Genomic DNA, 13,191 nt, shown 5'->3' with positions numbered 1-13,191 from the left:
GTCAGGCCCCCTGTAGAGCCTGGAGGCCTTCGAGGATGCGGCCGGTGGCGTCCAGGTCATCAGCCAGAACGGCAACCAGGATCAGCTCACGACCGCTGTCGAGATCCAGGTGAATCAGGTCGAAATGGTTGGACTCGGTGGCTTCTGCCGCCTGGATGACGTGCAGGAGCGTGGTGGTTTCGGTGTCTTTCCCATGGAGTAGGCTCATCTCACACCGCCGCGATATTCAGGTTGATCGGGTCGTAGCGGTCGGTGTTGCCGACGCGCTGGTAGACGCGGATGTACACCGCGGTGCCGTTGACCTGGATGGAGTCCTTCAGGGCCTCCATGGCGCGCTGCCAGTCCGGGTCGTCGATCTCCACGCGCAGCAGGCTGAGCACGTCGCCGGTCTTGATCTGGCCCTGGCGGTTGGCGCGGAACGCGCGGTCGACCAGGATGCGCAGGTGCTGGTCCGCGCCTTCGCTCCATTTGCGGATGCACTGGTCGATCAGCTCCTTGGCTGCGAGGATCTCCTCAGTGAAGGTGATGCGCTCGGCCATGGCGCGCTCGATCTTGAAGCGGCCGTCGTAGGTGACGATCGAGACGTTGCCCTTCTTGCCGCCGAGCTTGACCTGGTACTTCTCGGCCGAGATGGCGATAAGGTCGGCGATATCGCCCAGGGCCTTGGCCTTGAACGTGGCCAGGGCCTCGCTGATGGCCACGGCCTGCTTGGCCAGATCGCCGGCGACCTGGTCGCGCAGCTTGTCGTGCTCGCGCACCTGGTGCTCCGGCACCAGGTGGCCGGCGGCGTTCTTGACGAAGCCGGCGGGGATGTTGGTATCAGCCATGGGTCTCTTCCTCGGCTTGTTGGGTGACGTGGTCGAGTTCGGCCAGTACCTGGCAGCGGAACTGGCAGATCTCGTCGTTGAGCTTGTGGCCGCCGATGCTCGGGTAGGACGAGGCGTAGCCGGCGCTGCGCTTGAGCAGCTCCAAGGCTTCGCGCAGGCGGCGCTCGACGGTGAGCTGTACGGCGGATTTGGTCATGCTGTTCATCAATGCACCCTCCCGTCGGCGCCGGCCGGCTTGCAGTTCTTGACGTAGCCCTCGGTGAACTGCGCGACTTTGCGCATCACCAGATCGTGATCGCCGGCCAGCTGCGCTTCGCACATGACCGCCATCTCGCTGCAGAGCTGGTTGCTGGCGGCCATGAGGTTGTCGAATTGCAGCCAGAGGGCGTTGTAGCGCTGGCTCTCATTGATCAGGCTCTGCTCCATCTCCTTCATCTCGGCGCGCATGGCGTCGAGGAAGCCCTCGAAGCCGTTGAGGAACAGCAGCGTGCCGTCCTCGTCGACTTGGAAGGTGGTGCTATGCAGCGGAATTCGGACGCCGGCAATGCTGGCGAACAGTTCAATGGCGTCCGGCTCAAGATCGAGATCGCGAGCCACGGTGCCCAAGCGCACGGCCAGGTTCTTCGCGGTAATCGGAAAGGCGCTCATTGGTCCTGCTCCTTCAGCGGTACCAGCCAGCAGATATCCACCTGGTTGAGGGTGGCGACGTGGCGGCTGTAGCGTCGGCCGGGGTAGCCGCGCGAGCGGATGCCGCGCAGCAGGTGGCCGAAGCGTTCGCGCAGGGTGGGTACATCCTCGGCGCGGATGAACAGGCGGTTATCCAGGAAGGACGCGGCCTCGATGCCGATGCCGGCCTCGCGCAGCCGGCGGGAGACCGAGTTGAAGGCCTCGATCCTCGTGGCGAAGTGGGCGTCCAGGATGCTGAGGGTCTTGGGGGCCGGTGGCGGCACGAGTTGAAGGCGTGCGTTCATGGTCACTCCTCCTCGTCGCTGGCCGGTGCGGTGCGTTGGATGGACAGCGGGAACTTCGCAACCCACTCGCGGGCGATCATCAGGCCGATGCGGAAGCCACGAAGTACTTCTCCGTTGAGCACCAACGGTTCCTCGTCGCCGGTGTCCAGGCGAACCTCGGTATCCTTCGGCGTGTTAAGCAAAGTGTCGAACGTCGCCAGGCGCTTCTGATGCCACTGCACCAGGCCCTCGGCGATCTCCTTCAGGTTGCCGGGGGCGGCGTTGGTGTCGGTCTGCTCCCAGAACAGTCCGAGCATCTCCTCCAGTCGCTCTTTCTCCTCTTCAGCCAGCTGCAGCTGATTACCCTGGTCGAAGACCCCGCCTACCAGGCTCCAGGCCGAGGCGTACACCTGGGCCTGCTCCATGATCTGTTCGATAGTGATGGCCATCTCACACCTCCCTGATCACGTTGGCGGTAACCACAGGCTCACCGACGCGTACGGCCAGGTTCATCGCCGCCACCACCAGGTTGCCGATCGCCAGCGGGTACAGGAGGCTGCGCTGGCTGTCGCGGCCGGCGGCGGTCAGGCGTTCGGCGATCGCCTGCACGCCGCTGGCGTCGATGATCTCCTCCAGCTTCTTGCCCGCCCGGCCCAGGCGGAACTGCAGGAACTCATCCAGGCGCCCGGCGCTCACCGGCATCAGCTCCGCGACCTCGATGCGCTGAACCACCTCGCGCACCTCCGGGTTGCGTTCGGAGAGCTTGACCATCAGCTCTGGCTGGCCGATCAGGATGATGCTCAGCAGCTTGGTGAAGCCCGACTCCAGCTCGCGCAGGCGCTTCAGGTGCTTGAGCGTCGAGGTCGGCATGCTGTGCGCTTCCTCGATGATCAGCACGTGGCGAAAGCCGCTCTCATAGCTGTTCTTCAGGGCCCGGTGCATCTGCCGGAAGCGCGCCTCCGGGCTGGATTTCAGGCGCTCCAGCGGCACAACGGTGTCGACGATGGCCTCGGCGATATGCGCGGTGCGCAGCGCCTTGCCCTTTTCCCCTTTGTCTTCCATGGCGATCACATAGGGCTCGATGACCAGCACCGGCGCGCCTTCGGCGGCCAGGCGGTTGATCAGATCGCGGCGCAGAGTGGACTTGCCGGCGCCGGACTCCCCGACCACCGCCAGGAAGCCATCGTGGCGCGCCACCTGGTACATCGACTCGCGGATGTAGCGGATATCCGGGCTGACGTACATGTCGTCGGCCGACTGCAGGTCATCGAAGGGGTCGCGGAAAATCGAGAAGGCCCGCTTGGTTTCTGGCAGCAGCACCTGTTTGCGCAGTAGCATGGGTTCGCACTCCTGGTCGTCTTTGGCTTTTTTGGTTGGGTGTGCAGGAGCCGGAGCGTTGCAGCGCTCTGGCTCCGCTTCTTCAAAGGCGGTGTTCACCGCCACTTCATCCGCGCCGTGTTCCTTCAGGAACTGCTCGACGCCAGCGCGCAGATCAGCTTCAGGAATGGTTCGCGGCCACTGCCGGTGGTTGATCAGCAGCGATACGGTTGCTGAGCTGACCTTCAGGTGCTTGGCCAGCGTGATTTGCCGCTGGCCGATATCCTCCAGGGCGTGCTTCAGGTTCAGCATGATTCACCTCCAACCACGCGCAGGCCGGGGCGCGCGGGCGTGTTGAGGGTGGCGGCGATGGTGTCGAGTTCGGCCTCTGGCACGCCGTCCGGGTAGTGGGTTTTCAGCCAGGCCAGCGAGTCCGCCGACCAGTTCTTGACCTTGCCGCGCAGCGCCTTGGCAGCCGCCACATGGGTCAGCGGGGTGAGTTCGATGGTCGGCAGTACCAGGCCGTGGTCGGTGCCGCGGCGCGGCATGAAGGTGGGCAGGTTGGCGTCGTCGATATGCTTGTACGGCTGCAGCTGGCCGCCGAAGGGGATGGCCTTGGCCTTGCGCGCCGCTGCCACCTCTTCCTCGGTATCCGCGCCCATGGCCAGCTTGGCGGCCTCCTTGCGGGCGACCTGGGCCGGGGTTTCGGCGTGGCGCTTGAAGGCTTCGCCGATCGTCGCGCCGTCCTCGCGGAAGCCGTACTGGTTGGTCACCACTGCCGGCACCACGTAGTACACCTCGTGGCCGTTGGCGTCGGTGGCCACCACCTGGGCGGCGTCCTCGCGCCACGGGTTGATGGTGATGAGCAGGCGCTCGTTGACCATCACCCCCGGCACGCTGGCCACGTTGTAGCTGCGGCCTTCGAAGCTGACGGTCAGATCCGGGCGCACCTTGCGGCTCACCGGCTCGGCCACCGCCAACTGGCGGCACACCTCGACGCTCGGCGCCTTGATCAGCTGCTCCTGGCGGATGGTCATCCACATGGCGGTGCGGGGCTGGCCGTAGCGGCTGTGCTTGGCCGTGGCGTTGAAATAGCCGCGCCAGGTGCAGGCCTTGGCGTTCAGCTCGTCCAGGTCGGCGACCGGCTGGAACTTCAGGCCCGCCTCGAACTTGCGCTCGATCAGGTTCCGCGCGTTCTCAACCTGGCCAGTGACGCGCGCCGCACCAGGTGCGTGAACGATCATCTGGATGCCCAGGCTGCGGCACAGGTTGCGCGTCATCGCCGAGGTGTTGGCCGAGCCCGGGTCCATCATCAGGATGCGCGGCACGCCGTGCAGCACGTCGGCGCCGCCGCGCTCCTGCATGGCGTTGATCAGCACCGAGCAGAGGTTCTCGCTGCTCTCGGCGCCCATCACATATTCCACATACACCCAGCCACTGGTGTGGTCGGTGATCTCGTAGGACCACACCCGGTTGGCGGCGATGCGCGCCAGGTTCTTCGGCTTGTTCTTGTAGAACTGATCCGCCTCCATCACGCGCAGGCCGTTGCCACGCGCATCGGCGCCGGGACGCAGGTAATAGAGCACGCACAGCGAGGCGTCGATCTGCCACACGTGGTTGGGGTGCTCGCTGACCAGCTGGGTTACCGGGGCCTGGGCCAGCAGTTGCTTGGGGTGCAGCTTGTAGGCGTACAGCGCGCGGTTGATGGCGCTGAGCGACATCGGCCGCAGCTCGCCGGTGGCTTTGTCCACCGTCTCGGCGCGGATCATGCCGCTGGCGCGCAGCGCCTCCACGGCATCGCCCAGGGAATACAGGCGCTTCTCGTTGCGGCGGGCCGTCTCGATCAGCGCGGTGCTGATGGTCAGCGCCTCCTCGCGGGCCAGTTCGCTCTGGCCCGCATCGACACGCTGTTTGCGGGTGGTGATGGTCACGGTCACCTCCTCCAGTTTTCGGTAGAGCGTTGCCAGGGAGAGGTTCAGATCCTGCGCCGCCGCCCTGCACAGGGCTGTGCGCTGGCCGCGCCCTGCGCTTTGCAGGGCGCGCTCCAGGTCAACCAGGCGTTGGATGATCACGGCGCTCATGGATCAGGCCTCGTTTCCCGGGGCGGCATTGCCGGGTTGGTCGATCCAGCCGAAGTCCTCTGCGCCGGCCAGCAGCTCGGCCGGCACCTCGAACTCGTCGCGGATGCCAGCCAGCACCGCCTCCAGCTGCGCCAACAGGCCGGCCTTGAACAGGCGGTGATCCACGCCCGTGCTGTTGGCATGCTCCACCAGGGTGTTGAAGCCCTCGCGCAGCTTGCCCAGCAACACCGCCTCGGCCTCGAAGGCCAGTAGGCTGACCTCCTGGCGCAGCTGCTTGGCCTCTTCGTCCGGGGGCAGGGTCTGTACGCGCGGCTGCTTGGCCAGCGCCGCGGCCAGCTCGTCAATCTTGGCGTTCTTGTCGGCATTGACCTTGGCCAGGGCCTGCTTGTCCTCGCGCGCTTCTCGCAGCGCCTTGCGCAGTTCCTTGACGCTCATGGTGGCCACGTCGTCCAGGCGCAGCTCGCCGGTATGGCCGGTCAGCTCCAGTTCCTGGATCTCCTCGTCGTCCAGGACGAGCATCTCGAACAGCTTGGTCTGGTTGCCGATGGCTTTGGTCAGTGCGGAGCTGCTGCTCATGCTGGCGAAGCGGCTAGCAGAGGCCATGAACTTCTGTGCTACGCGGGGCTCAATGCCCATCACATCCAGCCGGGCGATGAAGTTGCCGTGCCCGCATGCGGCCTTGAGCACCTGCAGCCCACGGCCGACCTCCAGGCAGGCTTCCACGCTGCGGCGCATGTTTGCGGCGATATCGCGCTGGATCAGGTCCGGGTCGGTGCAGTCCGCCGGCAGTTGGTAGCCCAGCTGCGCGGCCACGGCACGCACCTGGGTGTCCTGCTCGGCAGTGAGGGCGATCAGCTGGTTCTGCTGACCGATCAGGGTTTCGCCGTCCAGCGCCACGTCGGCGACCAGTTCGACATTCGGGGTTGCGCTACGAGCCATCAGGCAGCCCTCCGCTCAGTGTCGCCAGCCAGCTGGCGCAGGCGTTCGATGGCCTGCTCGCGGTTGCCGTTGGCCTCGATCAGCGTATTGCGGAACTCGTCGGCGCCGCGGCGGCAGCCGTAGTACCAGGCGTCGAACTCCAGGCTGCCCTGCGGGTAGGTCATCACCGTGGGTTCGCCCTCGATGCGCAGCTTGAGCGCGGCGCAGAGGCCGTCGACATAGACGCTGCTGTGGCGATCGCCGCCGCGCAGCAGGTGCTTGGCCAGGTTGCGGTAGTCCATTGGTTGCTCCTTGTTGTCAGCGGCTGGCTCCAGCCAGCACACGTTGGTTGATCTCGTTGATGCGGGCCTGGGCCATGCCCATCTCGTTGGCATGGGCCTGGGCGATCTGCAGCAGCGCCACGCTGGGGGCGAAGCGGCCGTTGTCCAGCTTCACCGCCAGGCCTTCGGCGATCAGGGTGTTGAGGGCGCGATTGATATTGGCCGGGCTTTCGCCCAGGCCCTTGGCCAGGTCGCCATTGCTGATGCCGGTGAGGCTGTAGCCCTTGAGGGCCTTGAGGACGCGCAGCACGCGGGCGCCGCTGTCCGAGGTGCGTGGGGTGCTCATGCTTGGCTCCTGGGGTAGAAGTAGTCCTTCATCTCTTCGTCGACGGCTGCGGCTATGTCCTGCAGCTCGCCAACGGTGAGTTCGCGCAGGGGCTTGCCCAGGGCCATCACGCGCTTGGCGAACTTCATCTGCGTCGGCGCGTTCCACCACTCGGTGAAGCCAGTGAAGGGCTCCAGGGCTTCATGCACGTCCATGATCTGGGCCAGGGTTTCCGGGCTCATGGCTGCTCTCCGAGTTCGAGTTGTGGGTGGGCGTGCTGCTGCACGTTGGCGCGATGCCAGGCCAGGGTGGTGAGCCCGTTCTGGATGGACGCCAGGGTGGCGTCCACATCGGCGTGGTCCTGGTAGAAGGCGATCAGCGCGCCGATGGTGGTGTTGAGCACGCCTTGCAGCTCGTGCATCTCCTGGGCATCGCAGGTGCGGCCGGTGGGGATGTCCACCAGCAGCTTGCCGCCGGTGGAGGCCAGCCAGCGGCTGACCAGGTTGATGCCGCAGGCATGCTCGAAGGCCGGGATCAGCACTGCCGGCATGCGCCCCTCGCTGGCCCACTTGTAGATCACCCAATGGCTGGGCAGGCCCATGCGCTCGCCGATGCGCTCGGCGTTCAGGCGGTGCTCGGCGGCGAACTCCAGCGACCACTCAACCGCCTGGCACATGGTGCGCGGCTGCACCCGTTTCCAATTGCGGCGGCTCATTGGAAGGCCTCCAGGCGCGGGCCAGAGCGGCCCGCCAAACAAATAGGTTTTTTGCGGGTGGGCAAAAGCCTTGCCATGGGCACAATGGAATCATGTACATTCACTGGCATGAGGAATCACCCAATGGACGTTGAAGAGGTTCGCCTGCTGCAGATCGAGGGGCAGATTCATGCCCTTGCTCAGGCTTGGCTGTACCTGGCTGCGGCGTTGGAAATGCGGGGAGAGATTGATCCCGAGGTGCTTGCACACTCGATGCTGAACGCGAACTGGCAAGGGGCGCCTCTGGAGCCTCATGCGCAGCGGATGATGCAGCACCTGGTTGAGCAACTGGCCGCGGCCCGTGAGAACCGGCAGCGGAAAGATCGATACCAATCAACGGGGCTTGATGAGTGAAGCCGAAGGCATTGTGTGACCGCTGCGCCTGGCCAGCCCGCTTGCCCGCGGCAAGCAGCATCAGGCGGTCGATCAGCATGGCTTCGCCTTGGGTGGCCGCCGAGAAGTCGCGGCAGACCAGGGTCTTCTCGCGAGCATCGGCGAGGTGCCAGGCAACGTCGTAGGTGCTGCCGGGCGCAACGGCGATCAGCGCGTTGAGCGCGGTGCGCCATACGTCGATGTGGAGCGGGGTTAGCTCGATCTCTTCAATCGGGCACTGCGGCGTGCTGGACATGACGGTCCCTCGCGGCGTGTGGTGGGTGGTCAGGCGGCGGAGAGCTGCTCAGCGGAGAGCTTCATTCCGAGCTTGAGTGCGATTTCGTGGGAGGTACCGCGGCGGCCCTTGAACTGGCCGTTGATCACGCAATACACCTGGTGGCGGCTGTAGCCGTTGGCCTCGGCCCAGGTGGAGATGGCCACGCCTTCGGCGTGAAAGAGTTCTTTGACCCGTTCGCCCGAGTACGGCTTGCGGGTGGGTAGCGGATACGGGACGTTCATGGCGGTGTTCCTGTCTGCTTAAAGATTGCTAATCAGTCAGCGCATGTGCAGTGCGTTGGTGTGAATTGAGTATGGGTAGATTTCTACCCATCGTCAAGGCGTATATGGATAGAAAAATACCCATCGGAGAGCGTCTCAGAGCGGAGCGGGAACGCCTGGGGGAAAACCAGACGGACTTCGCTGCTTTGGCTGGCGTGACCCGGAAAACTCTTTTCGGTTACGAGACGGCAGATCGTTCGCCGCCGGCGGATGCCCTGGCCGTTTGGGCGGAACATGGGCTGGATGTCAGCTACGTGGTCACTGGTCGCAGTTCAAATGCGTCGTCAACGACGCATTTGCCCGCGGACGAACAGCTGCTTCTGGAGGCGTATCGGGGCATGGCGGCGCCGGCGCGCAAGGCGCTGCTGGCCGAGCTGCTGACCGGCGGCGCCAAGCCCAAGGCCAAGCCGAAGGCGGCCAGCGACAACGCAGGTATGAAGGTTTCAGGACGCGGCCACCGGGTCGCGGGCAGGGACTATCACGAGAAGGAGTAGTACGTGAGCGAAATTGGGATTGATGGCGATTCGAACCGGGCGGCAGGCCGGGACTACTTTGAGATCAATCTGGCGAGTCAGGAGCGCGAGCCGCTGGCCCAGGCGCAGCGGGCGCGGCTCAAGGAGGAAGTGGACAAGCTCAGCGAAGAGCTGGGCATGGACCCGCGCATGCTCTGGCGCAGTGTGCATGAGAGCACGGGCGTCAAGACGGTCGGCGAGGTGAGAAAGGACCAGTTCCAGGACGCCCTGGCCGCCCTGCAGGCGGTGCGCGAGCGACACCAGGAGAAGGCCCGTGCGCAAGCGCTGATCACCGAGCTGGAGCAGGCCGCCGCCGAGCGCGGCCTGGCCAAGAAGCTGGCCCGCTTCTGCCTACGCGAGTTCGGCGAACAGGCGCTCACGGGCCTCAGCATCGCCCAGCTCACCCAGGCGCTGCGCTTCGTGGACGAATACCAGGCGCCGCGGCAGGTGGCCGCGCCACTGAACTTCGGCGGTTTCAAGCAGCTGGCGGTGGCTCACCCGTGGCATGTGAGTGCGGTACTGCTGGCCGGTGTCGTGATCGGCCGTATTTTCTGAGCGCGAGGGAGTAAGGGAATGAACAAGAAGGCGATGGTGCTAGGGCTGGCGGCGGTTGCGGCCATTACGGGCTGTTCCACCAAGAACTACGGGCGGCAGCCCGAGCTGACCTCGTTCGAGCGGCAGACCATGACGTGCCGCGAGATCGACCTGGAGGAGGCAAAAGTGCATGGTTTTCTCTCGCACGTGCGGCAAGAGGCCGAGTTCGACGGCCGTTCGGTGCTGTCGTTCCTGGGCGACTTCGGCATCGGCAACCTGATGGAGCGCGACGCCGCCGTGGACAGCGCCAACAAGCGCCTGGCCCAGCTCAGCGACGCCAAATCGCGGCAGCGCTGCAACTATGCCAGCCGCGAGCAGCAACACAGCATACCTCTAGCCCCTGCCAGTCAAGCGGCTGCTCCGGTCAGTACCGTGACAGGCGCGACCAAGGAGCAGCAGCTGCTGGAGCTGCAGAACACGCCGGGGCTGAGCTACGAGGAGTACAAGCGGCGCTACGCGATCATCATGGGGCAGTGATCAGGGAGGTTACGCGATGAAAACCTTGGTTTTGTTGGTGTTGACCGCCTGCTCTTCGGCCGTCTTTGCAGGGAATTTGATCGATGAAATGGACAGGTTCACGGGCGACAGGATAGTAAGCTGGAGGTCTCTCCCAGAGGCCGAAGGTAAGTTCGCGATATCCGCACACGTGAAGGTTGCCGAGCAGCAGAATAGAAATGCGATGACGGTGTACCTGTACACCTATGGGAGGCAACGATTCAGCCGCTGCAATGAAACCTTCTGGCTGGTGGATGGTGAGCGGGAATCGAATTTCGTCACCAAGTACAGATCCGTCTACTCGAACGGGATCAACTTCGAGTACTTCGATTTTGTACAGCCCGTGGCGGTTATAGAACGCCTGGCAAAGGCTAAGAAGGTTGAGTACCGAGCCTGCAACGAGGAGGGCGAGGTCTCGCAGGATGATCTGGAGGGGCTTCGTGGCCTGTTGAGCAAGCTCAACTCATAGCTCAGATACCGGTAATGCTAGGGGCGCCGCAATGGCGCCCTTTCGATTTTTGCCCCGTCAAAATTACTCCGCGCGCGCGCGAGGTGAAGCTGTTCACGCATCCCGTTGGAACGGATCGGGATTCGAACAGCCATGGCCAAGGATGGCCACCTTAGCGCGGAGCACACCATGTCCAAATCCTGCACGCCCAGCCAGCGCCTGCCGCGCATGTGGCTGTGGAGCATCATCAGCCTCGGCCTGCTGCTGGCCCTGTATGTCATCCGCCCCGAGCAGCTCCAGGTGGTGCTGTACAAGGCCGCCCTGGTGACGTTGGCCGCCACGCTGGCCTACTGGATCGACCGCTCGCTGTTCCCCTACGCCCAGGCTCGCCCGCACCAGTGCCTCAGCTTCGTCCAGATTGTTGGCGCCTGGATTCGCCGCGCGCTGATCGTGCTGGCCTGTGTGCTCGGCATGACGCTGGGGCTCTAGCCATGTGGGGCCTTAAACGTTGGCTGGCGATGGCCAGCATCATCTGGCAGATCGAGCCACGCCTGTTCCTGTACCCGTTGCTCCTGCTGGTGTGCTTCATCGGGTTCTTCTTGGTACCGACAGCAGAGGCCGCGAGCATTCCGTCCGGCGCCGAGCAGCACCGCCGCACCCTGGTGCGCGCCGCGCATGCCGGCTGGGGCCTGGATGCGCCGATCGCCACGATGGCCGCACAGGTGCACCAGGAGAGCGCCTGGCGCGTGAATGCGCGCAGCCCAGTCGGCGCCCAGGGTCTGGCGCAGTTCATGCCTGCGACGGCCGATTGGATGGCCGAGCTGTACCCGCGCAGCCTGGGCCCGGCGCAGCCGTACAACCCGGGCTGGGCGCTGCGCGCCATGGTGGCGTTCGACCTGTGGCTGTACGAGAGAAACCAGGCCATCAGCGAGTGCGATCGCTGGGCGTTCGTGCTGTCCGGCTACAACGGCGGCAATGGTTGGGTGAACCGTGACCGCAGGCTGGCATCGGCTATGGGTGCCGATCCGCTGGCCTGGTTCGATTCCGTCGAGCGGCACAACGCTGGCCGCTCGACCGCCAACTTCCGCGAGAACCGCCACTACCCGCGCGCCATCCTGCTGCGCTGGGAGCCCCTGTATGCGGCTGCCGGCTGGGGGCCTGGCGTGTGCGCCGACAGGTATAGCCGCCATGAAGATCCCGACGCTGTTTCTGCTCGCCACGTTGACTACGAGTTCGCCTGCCGCCTGCTCCCGGAACTGGCTGGCTGCCGCCGAGCTGTTCGCCTCGCCACCGCCCCGCGAGCGCCACGCGCCGCGGCTGCCGCGCAAGTTCAGGCGTAAGGGGCGGCGATGAATCGATCACTCGTCCTGGCCGCCGCGGCTTCCCTGCTGTTCGCCGGCTTCGTATGGCTCATTCAGAACGGCGCCTACCAGCGCGGCTACAGCGCCGCCCAGGCCGAGGGCGACAAGGCCCTGGCCGAGCTGCGCGGCCAGCACGACAAGCTGCGCGCCGATGCCGCCGAGCAGAACCTGGTGCTCTACCGCCAGCAGGTGGAGCGCGCCAACCAGGCCGAGCTGGTGTTCCTGGACGCCCAGGACGAGATCGGCCGGCTCAAGCAGCAACTCACACAGGAGCGCATCAACCGTGTCTCGACTCAATACACCCCGGCGCGCGGTGCTGCCCCTGTGGCTGCTCCTCGCTTCGTTGTCACTTGTGGCTGGCTGCGCGACTTCAACGCAGCGCTTGGAGCCACTGCCCCAGCTCCAGCCAGCTGCCGAGCCTACGCCGGCTCTCAAGCGCCGGCCTGGCCCACCCCCGGCTCTGACGCCGAACTACTGGAAAGCGGCGTTGCCGCGGCTGACATCCTGGCCCATGCGCGTGACTACGGCGCTTGGGCGCTCGCCAACCTTGCGCAGTTGAACGCGCTGATCGACCTCCACGACAAGGACAAACGCTGATGAAACGGCTGAAGGAATGGTGCGAACTGGCGTTCGTTGCTCTGGCATCCCTGCTTTGGGTGCTCCTGACGGAGAAGCCCTACCGGCGCAGGAAGTGGAGGGTCGCAACGGCAGCTCTGCTGCTGGTCGGCGCCATCTATCTCGTAATGCAGGGGGCCTGATGGATCTCGACTACATGCTGCGCGCCGGCCAGTTCGTTTTCACCGTTGCGGTGGGGCTGTTCTCCATCAGCAGCGCCCGCAAGGCCAGCTCCAAGGCCGATGCCGAGCAGCTGGCCGGCCGGCTCAACGGGCAGGACAACCGCATCCTGGTGCTGGAACAGCGCATGAACCACCTGCCCGATAGCGAGCAACTGACCGAACTGGCGGGCGAACTGGCCGACCTGGCCGGCGACATGAAGGCGATCAAGGTCGAGATCGCGGGGGTAACCAAGGCGCTCGACCCTTTGGCCCGCGCGGTTGAGCGCATGAACGAATACCTGTTGAACAACAAGTGAGGCCGCGATGAGCACTCAATACGCTGACTTTCTGCGCCAGGATCAACGCCTGGTGATGCTGCGCATCCTCTCCGAGCTGCCGCAGTACCGCTCCAACTCCTCGGTGATCGCCAGCCTGCTGGGCCAGTTCGGCCACCACCCGAGCCGCGACCAGGTGAAGGGCGACCTCGTATGGCTCGGCGAGCAGGGCCTGGTGTCGATCGAGGACATCGGCTCGGTCCTGGTCGTGACCCTGACCGAGCGCGGTGGCGACGTGGCTGCCGGCCGCGCCTCGGTTCCGGGCGTCAGCAAGCCGAGGCCCTGAC

General features: G+C 65.1%; 24 protein-coding genes and 1 pseudogene. 11 read left to right on the top strand and 14 right to left on the bottom strand.

Annotated elements, in window-relative coordinates; all coding sequences use genetic code 11:
* Window position 1 precedes the first annotated feature (1 nt).
* From AC1G9C_RS12040 to AC1G9C_RS11980, 13 genes are read right to left on the bottom strand one after another with little or no spacing between them, the layout of a single operon-like run.
* Window positions 2-208, bottom strand: coding sequence for a hypothetical protein (locus AC1G9C_RS12040; protein WP_480410322.1), 207 nt, complete (start codon window positions 206-208; stop codon window positions 2-4).
* 1 nt (window position 209) lies between these two features.
* Window positions 210-827: a DUF3164 family protein gene (locus tag AC1G9C_RS12035; protein WP_480410321.1), complete on the bottom strand. Its 618-nt coding sequence runs from the start codon at window positions 825-827 to the stop codon at window positions 210-212.
* Complete coding sequence (locus tag AC1G9C_RS12030) at window positions 820-1,032, bottom strand: hypothetical protein (RefSeq protein WP_480410320.1); 213 nt, start codon at window positions 1,030-1,032, stop codon at window positions 820-822. The genes AC1G9C_RS12035 and AC1G9C_RS12030 overlap by 8 nt, the downstream gene beginning before the upstream one ends.
* Entirely contained in the window at window positions 1,032-1,475 is a 444-nt protein-coding gene (locus tag AC1G9C_RS12025; RefSeq protein WP_480410319.1) for a hypothetical protein, read from the bottom strand. The genes AC1G9C_RS12030 and AC1G9C_RS12025 overlap by 1 nt, the downstream gene beginning before the upstream one ends.
* Window positions 1,472-1,798, bottom strand: a complete 327-nt coding sequence (locus AC1G9C_RS12020; protein WP_480410318.1) for a hypothetical protein — start codon at window positions 1,796-1,798, stop codon at window positions 1,472-1,474. Before AC1G9C_RS12020 ends, AC1G9C_RS12025 begins: the two co-directional genes overlap by 4 nt.
* A gap of 2 nt (window positions 1,799-1,800) precedes the next feature.
* Entirely contained in the window at window positions 1,801-2,226 is a 426-nt protein-coding gene (locus tag AC1G9C_RS12015; protein WP_480410317.1) for a host nuclease inhibitor protein, read from the bottom strand.
* 1 nt (window position 2,227) lies between these two features.
* Window positions 2,228-3,406 carry an ExeA family protein gene (locus AC1G9C_RS12010; RefSeq protein WP_480410316.1) on the bottom strand — a complete coding sequence of 393 codons (1,179 nt, stop codon included), beginning with the start codon at window positions 3,404-3,406 and terminating at the stop codon, window positions 2,228-2,230.
* Window positions 3,400-5,175 carry an integrase catalytic domain-containing protein gene (locus AC1G9C_RS12005; RefSeq protein ID WP_480410315.1) on the bottom strand — a complete coding sequence of 592 codons (1,776 nt, stop codon included), beginning with the start codon at window positions 5,173-5,175 and terminating at the stop codon, window positions 3,400-3,402. Before AC1G9C_RS12005 ends, AC1G9C_RS12010 begins: the two co-directional genes overlap by 7 nt.
* 3 nt (window positions 5,176-5,178) lie before the next feature.
* Window positions 5,179-6,114 carry a hypothetical protein gene (locus AC1G9C_RS12000; protein ID WP_480410314.1) on the bottom strand — a complete coding sequence of 312 codons (936 nt, stop codon included), beginning with the start codon at window positions 6,112-6,114 and terminating at the stop codon, window positions 5,179-5,181.
* Complete coding sequence (locus tag AC1G9C_RS11995) at window positions 6,114-6,395, bottom strand: hypothetical protein (protein ID WP_480410313.1); 282 nt, start codon at window positions 6,393-6,395, stop codon at window positions 6,114-6,116. Before AC1G9C_RS11995 ends, AC1G9C_RS12000 begins: the two co-directional genes overlap by 1 nt.
* 16 nt (window positions 6,396-6,411) lie before the next feature.
* Window positions 6,412-6,720, bottom strand: a complete 309-nt coding sequence (locus AC1G9C_RS11990; protein ID WP_480410312.1) for a helix-turn-helix domain-containing protein — start codon at window positions 6,718-6,720, stop codon at window positions 6,412-6,414.
* On the bottom strand, window positions 6,717-6,941 hold the full coding sequence (locus AC1G9C_RS11985; RefSeq protein ID WP_480410311.1) for a hypothetical protein: 225 nt from the start codon (window positions 6,939-6,941) through the stop codon (window positions 6,717-6,719). The genes AC1G9C_RS11990 and AC1G9C_RS11985 overlap by 4 nt, the downstream gene beginning before the upstream one ends.
* Complete coding sequence (locus AC1G9C_RS11980) at window positions 6,938-7,414, bottom strand: hypothetical protein (RefSeq protein ID WP_480410310.1); 477 nt, start codon at window positions 7,412-7,414, stop codon at window positions 6,938-6,940. The genes AC1G9C_RS11985 and AC1G9C_RS11980 overlap by 4 nt, the downstream gene beginning before the upstream one ends.
* A gap of 123 nt (window positions 7,415-7,537) precedes the next feature.
* Here AC1G9C_RS11980 and AC1G9C_RS11975 point away from each other — a divergent pair, with 123 nt between their 5' ends.
* Window positions 7,538-7,807 carry a hypothetical protein gene (locus AC1G9C_RS11975; protein WP_480410309.1) on the top strand — a complete coding sequence of 90 codons (270 nt, stop codon included), beginning with the start codon at window positions 7,538-7,540 and terminating at the stop codon, window positions 7,805-7,807.
* A 303-nt stretch (window positions 7,808-8,110) separates the two neighbouring features.
* Here the strand turns inward: AC1G9C_RS11975 and AC1G9C_RS11970 are convergent, their stop codons facing one another.
* Entirely contained in the window at window positions 8,111-8,344 is a 234-nt protein-coding gene (locus AC1G9C_RS11970; protein ID WP_480410308.1) for a DNA-binding protein, read from the bottom strand.
* A 71-nt stretch (window positions 8,345-8,415) separates the two neighbouring features.
* Here AC1G9C_RS11970 and AC1G9C_RS11965 point away from each other — a divergent pair, with 71 nt between their 5' ends.
* From AC1G9C_RS11965 to AC1G9C_RS11920, 10 genes and pseudogenes are all read left to right on the top strand, one after another.
* Window positions 8,416-8,877, top strand: coding sequence for a helix-turn-helix domain-containing protein (locus tag AC1G9C_RS11965; protein ID WP_480410307.1), 462 nt, complete (start codon window positions 8,416-8,418; stop codon window positions 8,875-8,877).
* A 3-nt stretch (window positions 8,878-8,880) separates the two neighbouring features.
* Window positions 8,881-9,450: a hypothetical protein gene (locus AC1G9C_RS11960; protein WP_480410306.1), complete on the top strand. Its 570-nt coding sequence runs from the start codon at window positions 8,881-8,883 to the stop codon at window positions 9,448-9,450.
* An 18-nt stretch (window positions 9,451-9,468) separates the two neighbouring features.
* Window positions 9,469-9,966, top strand: a complete 498-nt coding sequence (locus AC1G9C_RS11955) for a hypothetical protein (RefSeq protein ID WP_480410305.1) — start codon at window positions 9,469-9,471, stop codon at window positions 9,964-9,966.
* Window positions 9,967-9,982: 16 nt separating this feature from the next.
* On the top strand, window positions 9,983-10,453 hold the full coding sequence (locus tag AC1G9C_RS11950) for a hypothetical protein (RefSeq protein WP_480410304.1): 471 nt from the start codon (window positions 9,983-9,985) through the stop codon (window positions 10,451-10,453).
* A gap of 168 nt (window positions 10,454-10,621) precedes the next feature.
* Window positions 10,622-10,921 carry a putative holin gene (locus AC1G9C_RS11945; protein ID WP_480410303.1) on the top strand — a complete coding sequence of 100 codons (300 nt, stop codon included), beginning with the start codon at window positions 10,622-10,624 and terminating at the stop codon, window positions 10,919-10,921.
* 68 nt (window positions 10,922-10,989) lie between these two features.
* A pseudogene (locus tag AC1G9C_RS11940) lies at window positions 10,990-11,613 on the top strand (transglycosylase SLT domain-containing protein); the annotation flags it as partial.
* Window positions 11,614-11,781: 168 nt separating this feature from the next.
* Window positions 11,782-12,390 (top strand): lysis protein, encoded by a 609-nt coding sequence (locus AC1G9C_RS11935; protein WP_480410302.1) that lies wholly within the window; start codon window positions 11,782-11,784, stop codon window positions 12,388-12,390.
* Window positions 12,390-12,551, top strand: a complete 162-nt coding sequence (locus tag AC1G9C_RS11930; protein ID WP_397497646.1) for a hypothetical protein — start codon at window positions 12,390-12,392, stop codon at window positions 12,549-12,551. Before AC1G9C_RS11935 ends, AC1G9C_RS11930 begins: the two co-directional genes overlap by 1 nt.
* Window positions 12,551-12,886 carry a DUF2730 family protein gene (locus tag AC1G9C_RS11925; protein ID WP_101194145.1) on the top strand — a complete coding sequence of 112 codons (336 nt, stop codon included), beginning with the start codon at window positions 12,551-12,553 and terminating at the stop codon, window positions 12,884-12,886. The genes AC1G9C_RS11930 and AC1G9C_RS11925 overlap by 1 nt, the downstream gene beginning before the upstream one ends.
* 7 nt (window positions 12,887-12,893) lie before the next feature.
* The gene (locus AC1G9C_RS11920; protein ID WP_480410301.1) at window positions 12,894-13,190 is read left to right on the top strand and encodes a VpaChn25_0724 family phage protein; all 297 of its coding nucleotides are present in this window, start codon (window positions 12,894-12,896) and stop codon (window positions 13,188-13,190) included.
* Window position 13,191: the final 1 nt, after the last annotated feature.

It is taken from the genome of Pseudomonas sp. ABa2 (assembly GCF_056676075.1).
Note: the sequence above shows the minus strand (reverse complement) of the source record. Positions and strands in the feature narration are given on the sequence as shown.

Coding starts and splice junctions, on each gene's coding strand:
- AC1G9C_RS12040 (WP_480410322.1), bottom strand. CDS start 208: ATGAGCCTACTCCATGGGAAAGACACCGAAACCACCACGCTCCTGCAC.
- AC1G9C_RS12035 (WP_480410321.1), bottom strand. CDS start 827: ATGGCTGATACCAACATCCCCGCCGGCTTCGTCAAGAACGCCGCCGGC.
- AC1G9C_RS12030 (WP_480410320.1), bottom strand. CDS start 1,032: ATGAACAGCATGACCAAATCCGCCGTACAGCTCACCGTCGAGCGCCGC.
- AC1G9C_RS12025 (WP_480410319.1), bottom strand. CDS start 1,475: ATGAGCGCCTTTCCGATTACCGCGAAGAACCTGGCCGTGCGCTTGGGC.
- AC1G9C_RS12020 (WP_480410318.1), bottom strand. CDS start 1,798: ATGAACGCACGCCTTCAACTCGTGCCGCCACCGGCCCCCAAGACCCTC.
- AC1G9C_RS12015 (WP_480410317.1), bottom strand. CDS start 2,226: ATGGCCATCACTATCGAACAGATCATGGAGCAGGCCCAGGTGTACGCC.
- AC1G9C_RS12010 (WP_480410316.1), bottom strand. CDS start 3,406: ATGCTGAACCTGAAGCACGCCCTGGAGGATATCGGCCAGCGGCAAATC.
- AC1G9C_RS12005 (WP_480410315.1), bottom strand. CDS start 5,175: ATGAGCGCCGTGATCATCCAACGCCTGGTTGACCTGGAGCGCGCCCTG.
- AC1G9C_RS12000 (WP_480410314.1), bottom strand. CDS start 6,114: ATGGCTCGTAGCGCAACCCCGAATGTCGAACTGGTCGCCGACGTGGCG.
- AC1G9C_RS11995 (WP_480410313.1), bottom strand. CDS start 6,395: ATGGACTACCGCAACCTGGCCAAGCACCTGCTGCGCGGCGGCGATCGC.
- AC1G9C_RS11990 (WP_480410312.1), bottom strand. CDS start 6,720: ATGAGCACCCCACGCACCTCGGACAGCGGCGCCCGCGTGCTGCGCGTC.
- AC1G9C_RS11985 (WP_480410311.1), bottom strand. CDS start 6,941: ATGAGCCCGGAAACCCTGGCCCAGATCATGGACGTGCATGAAGCCCTG.
- AC1G9C_RS11980 (WP_480410310.1), bottom strand. CDS start 7,414: ATGAGCCGCCGCAATTGGAAACGGGTGCAGCCGCGCACCATGTGCCAG.
- AC1G9C_RS11975 (WP_480410309.1), top strand. CDS start 7,538: ATGGACGTTGAAGAGGTTCGCCTGCTGCAGATCGAGGGGCAGATTCAT.
- AC1G9C_RS11970 (WP_480410308.1), bottom strand. CDS start 8,344: ATGAACGTCCCGTATCCGCTACCCACCCGCAAGCCGTACTCGGGCGAA.
- AC1G9C_RS11965 (WP_480410307.1), top strand. CDS start 8,416: ATGGGTAGATTTCTACCCATCGTCAAGGCGTATATGGATAGAAAAATA.
- AC1G9C_RS11955 (WP_480410305.1), top strand. CDS start 9,469: ATGAACAAGAAGGCGATGGTGCTAGGGCTGGCGGCGGTTGCGGCCATT.
- AC1G9C_RS11950 (WP_480410304.1), top strand. CDS start 9,983: ATGAAAACCTTGGTTTTGTTGGTGTTGACCGCCTGCTCTTCGGCCGTC.
- AC1G9C_RS11945 (WP_480410303.1), top strand. CDS start 10,622: ATGTCCAAATCCTGCACGCCCAGCCAGCGCCTGCCGCGCATGTGGCTG.
- AC1G9C_RS11935 (WP_480410302.1), top strand. CDS start 11,782: ATGAATCGATCACTCGTCCTGGCCGCCGCGGCTTCCCTGCTGTTCGCC.
- AC1G9C_RS11930 (WP_397497646.1), top strand. CDS start 12,390: ATGAAACGGCTGAAGGAATGGTGCGAACTGGCGTTCGTTGCTCTGGCA.
- AC1G9C_RS11925 (WP_101194145.1), top strand. CDS start 12,551: ATGGATCTCGACTACATGCTGCGCGCCGGCCAGTTCGTTTTCACCGTT.
- AC1G9C_RS11920 (WP_480410301.1), top strand. CDS start 12,894: ATGAGCACTCAATACGCTGACTTTCTGCGCCAGGATCAACGCCTGGTG.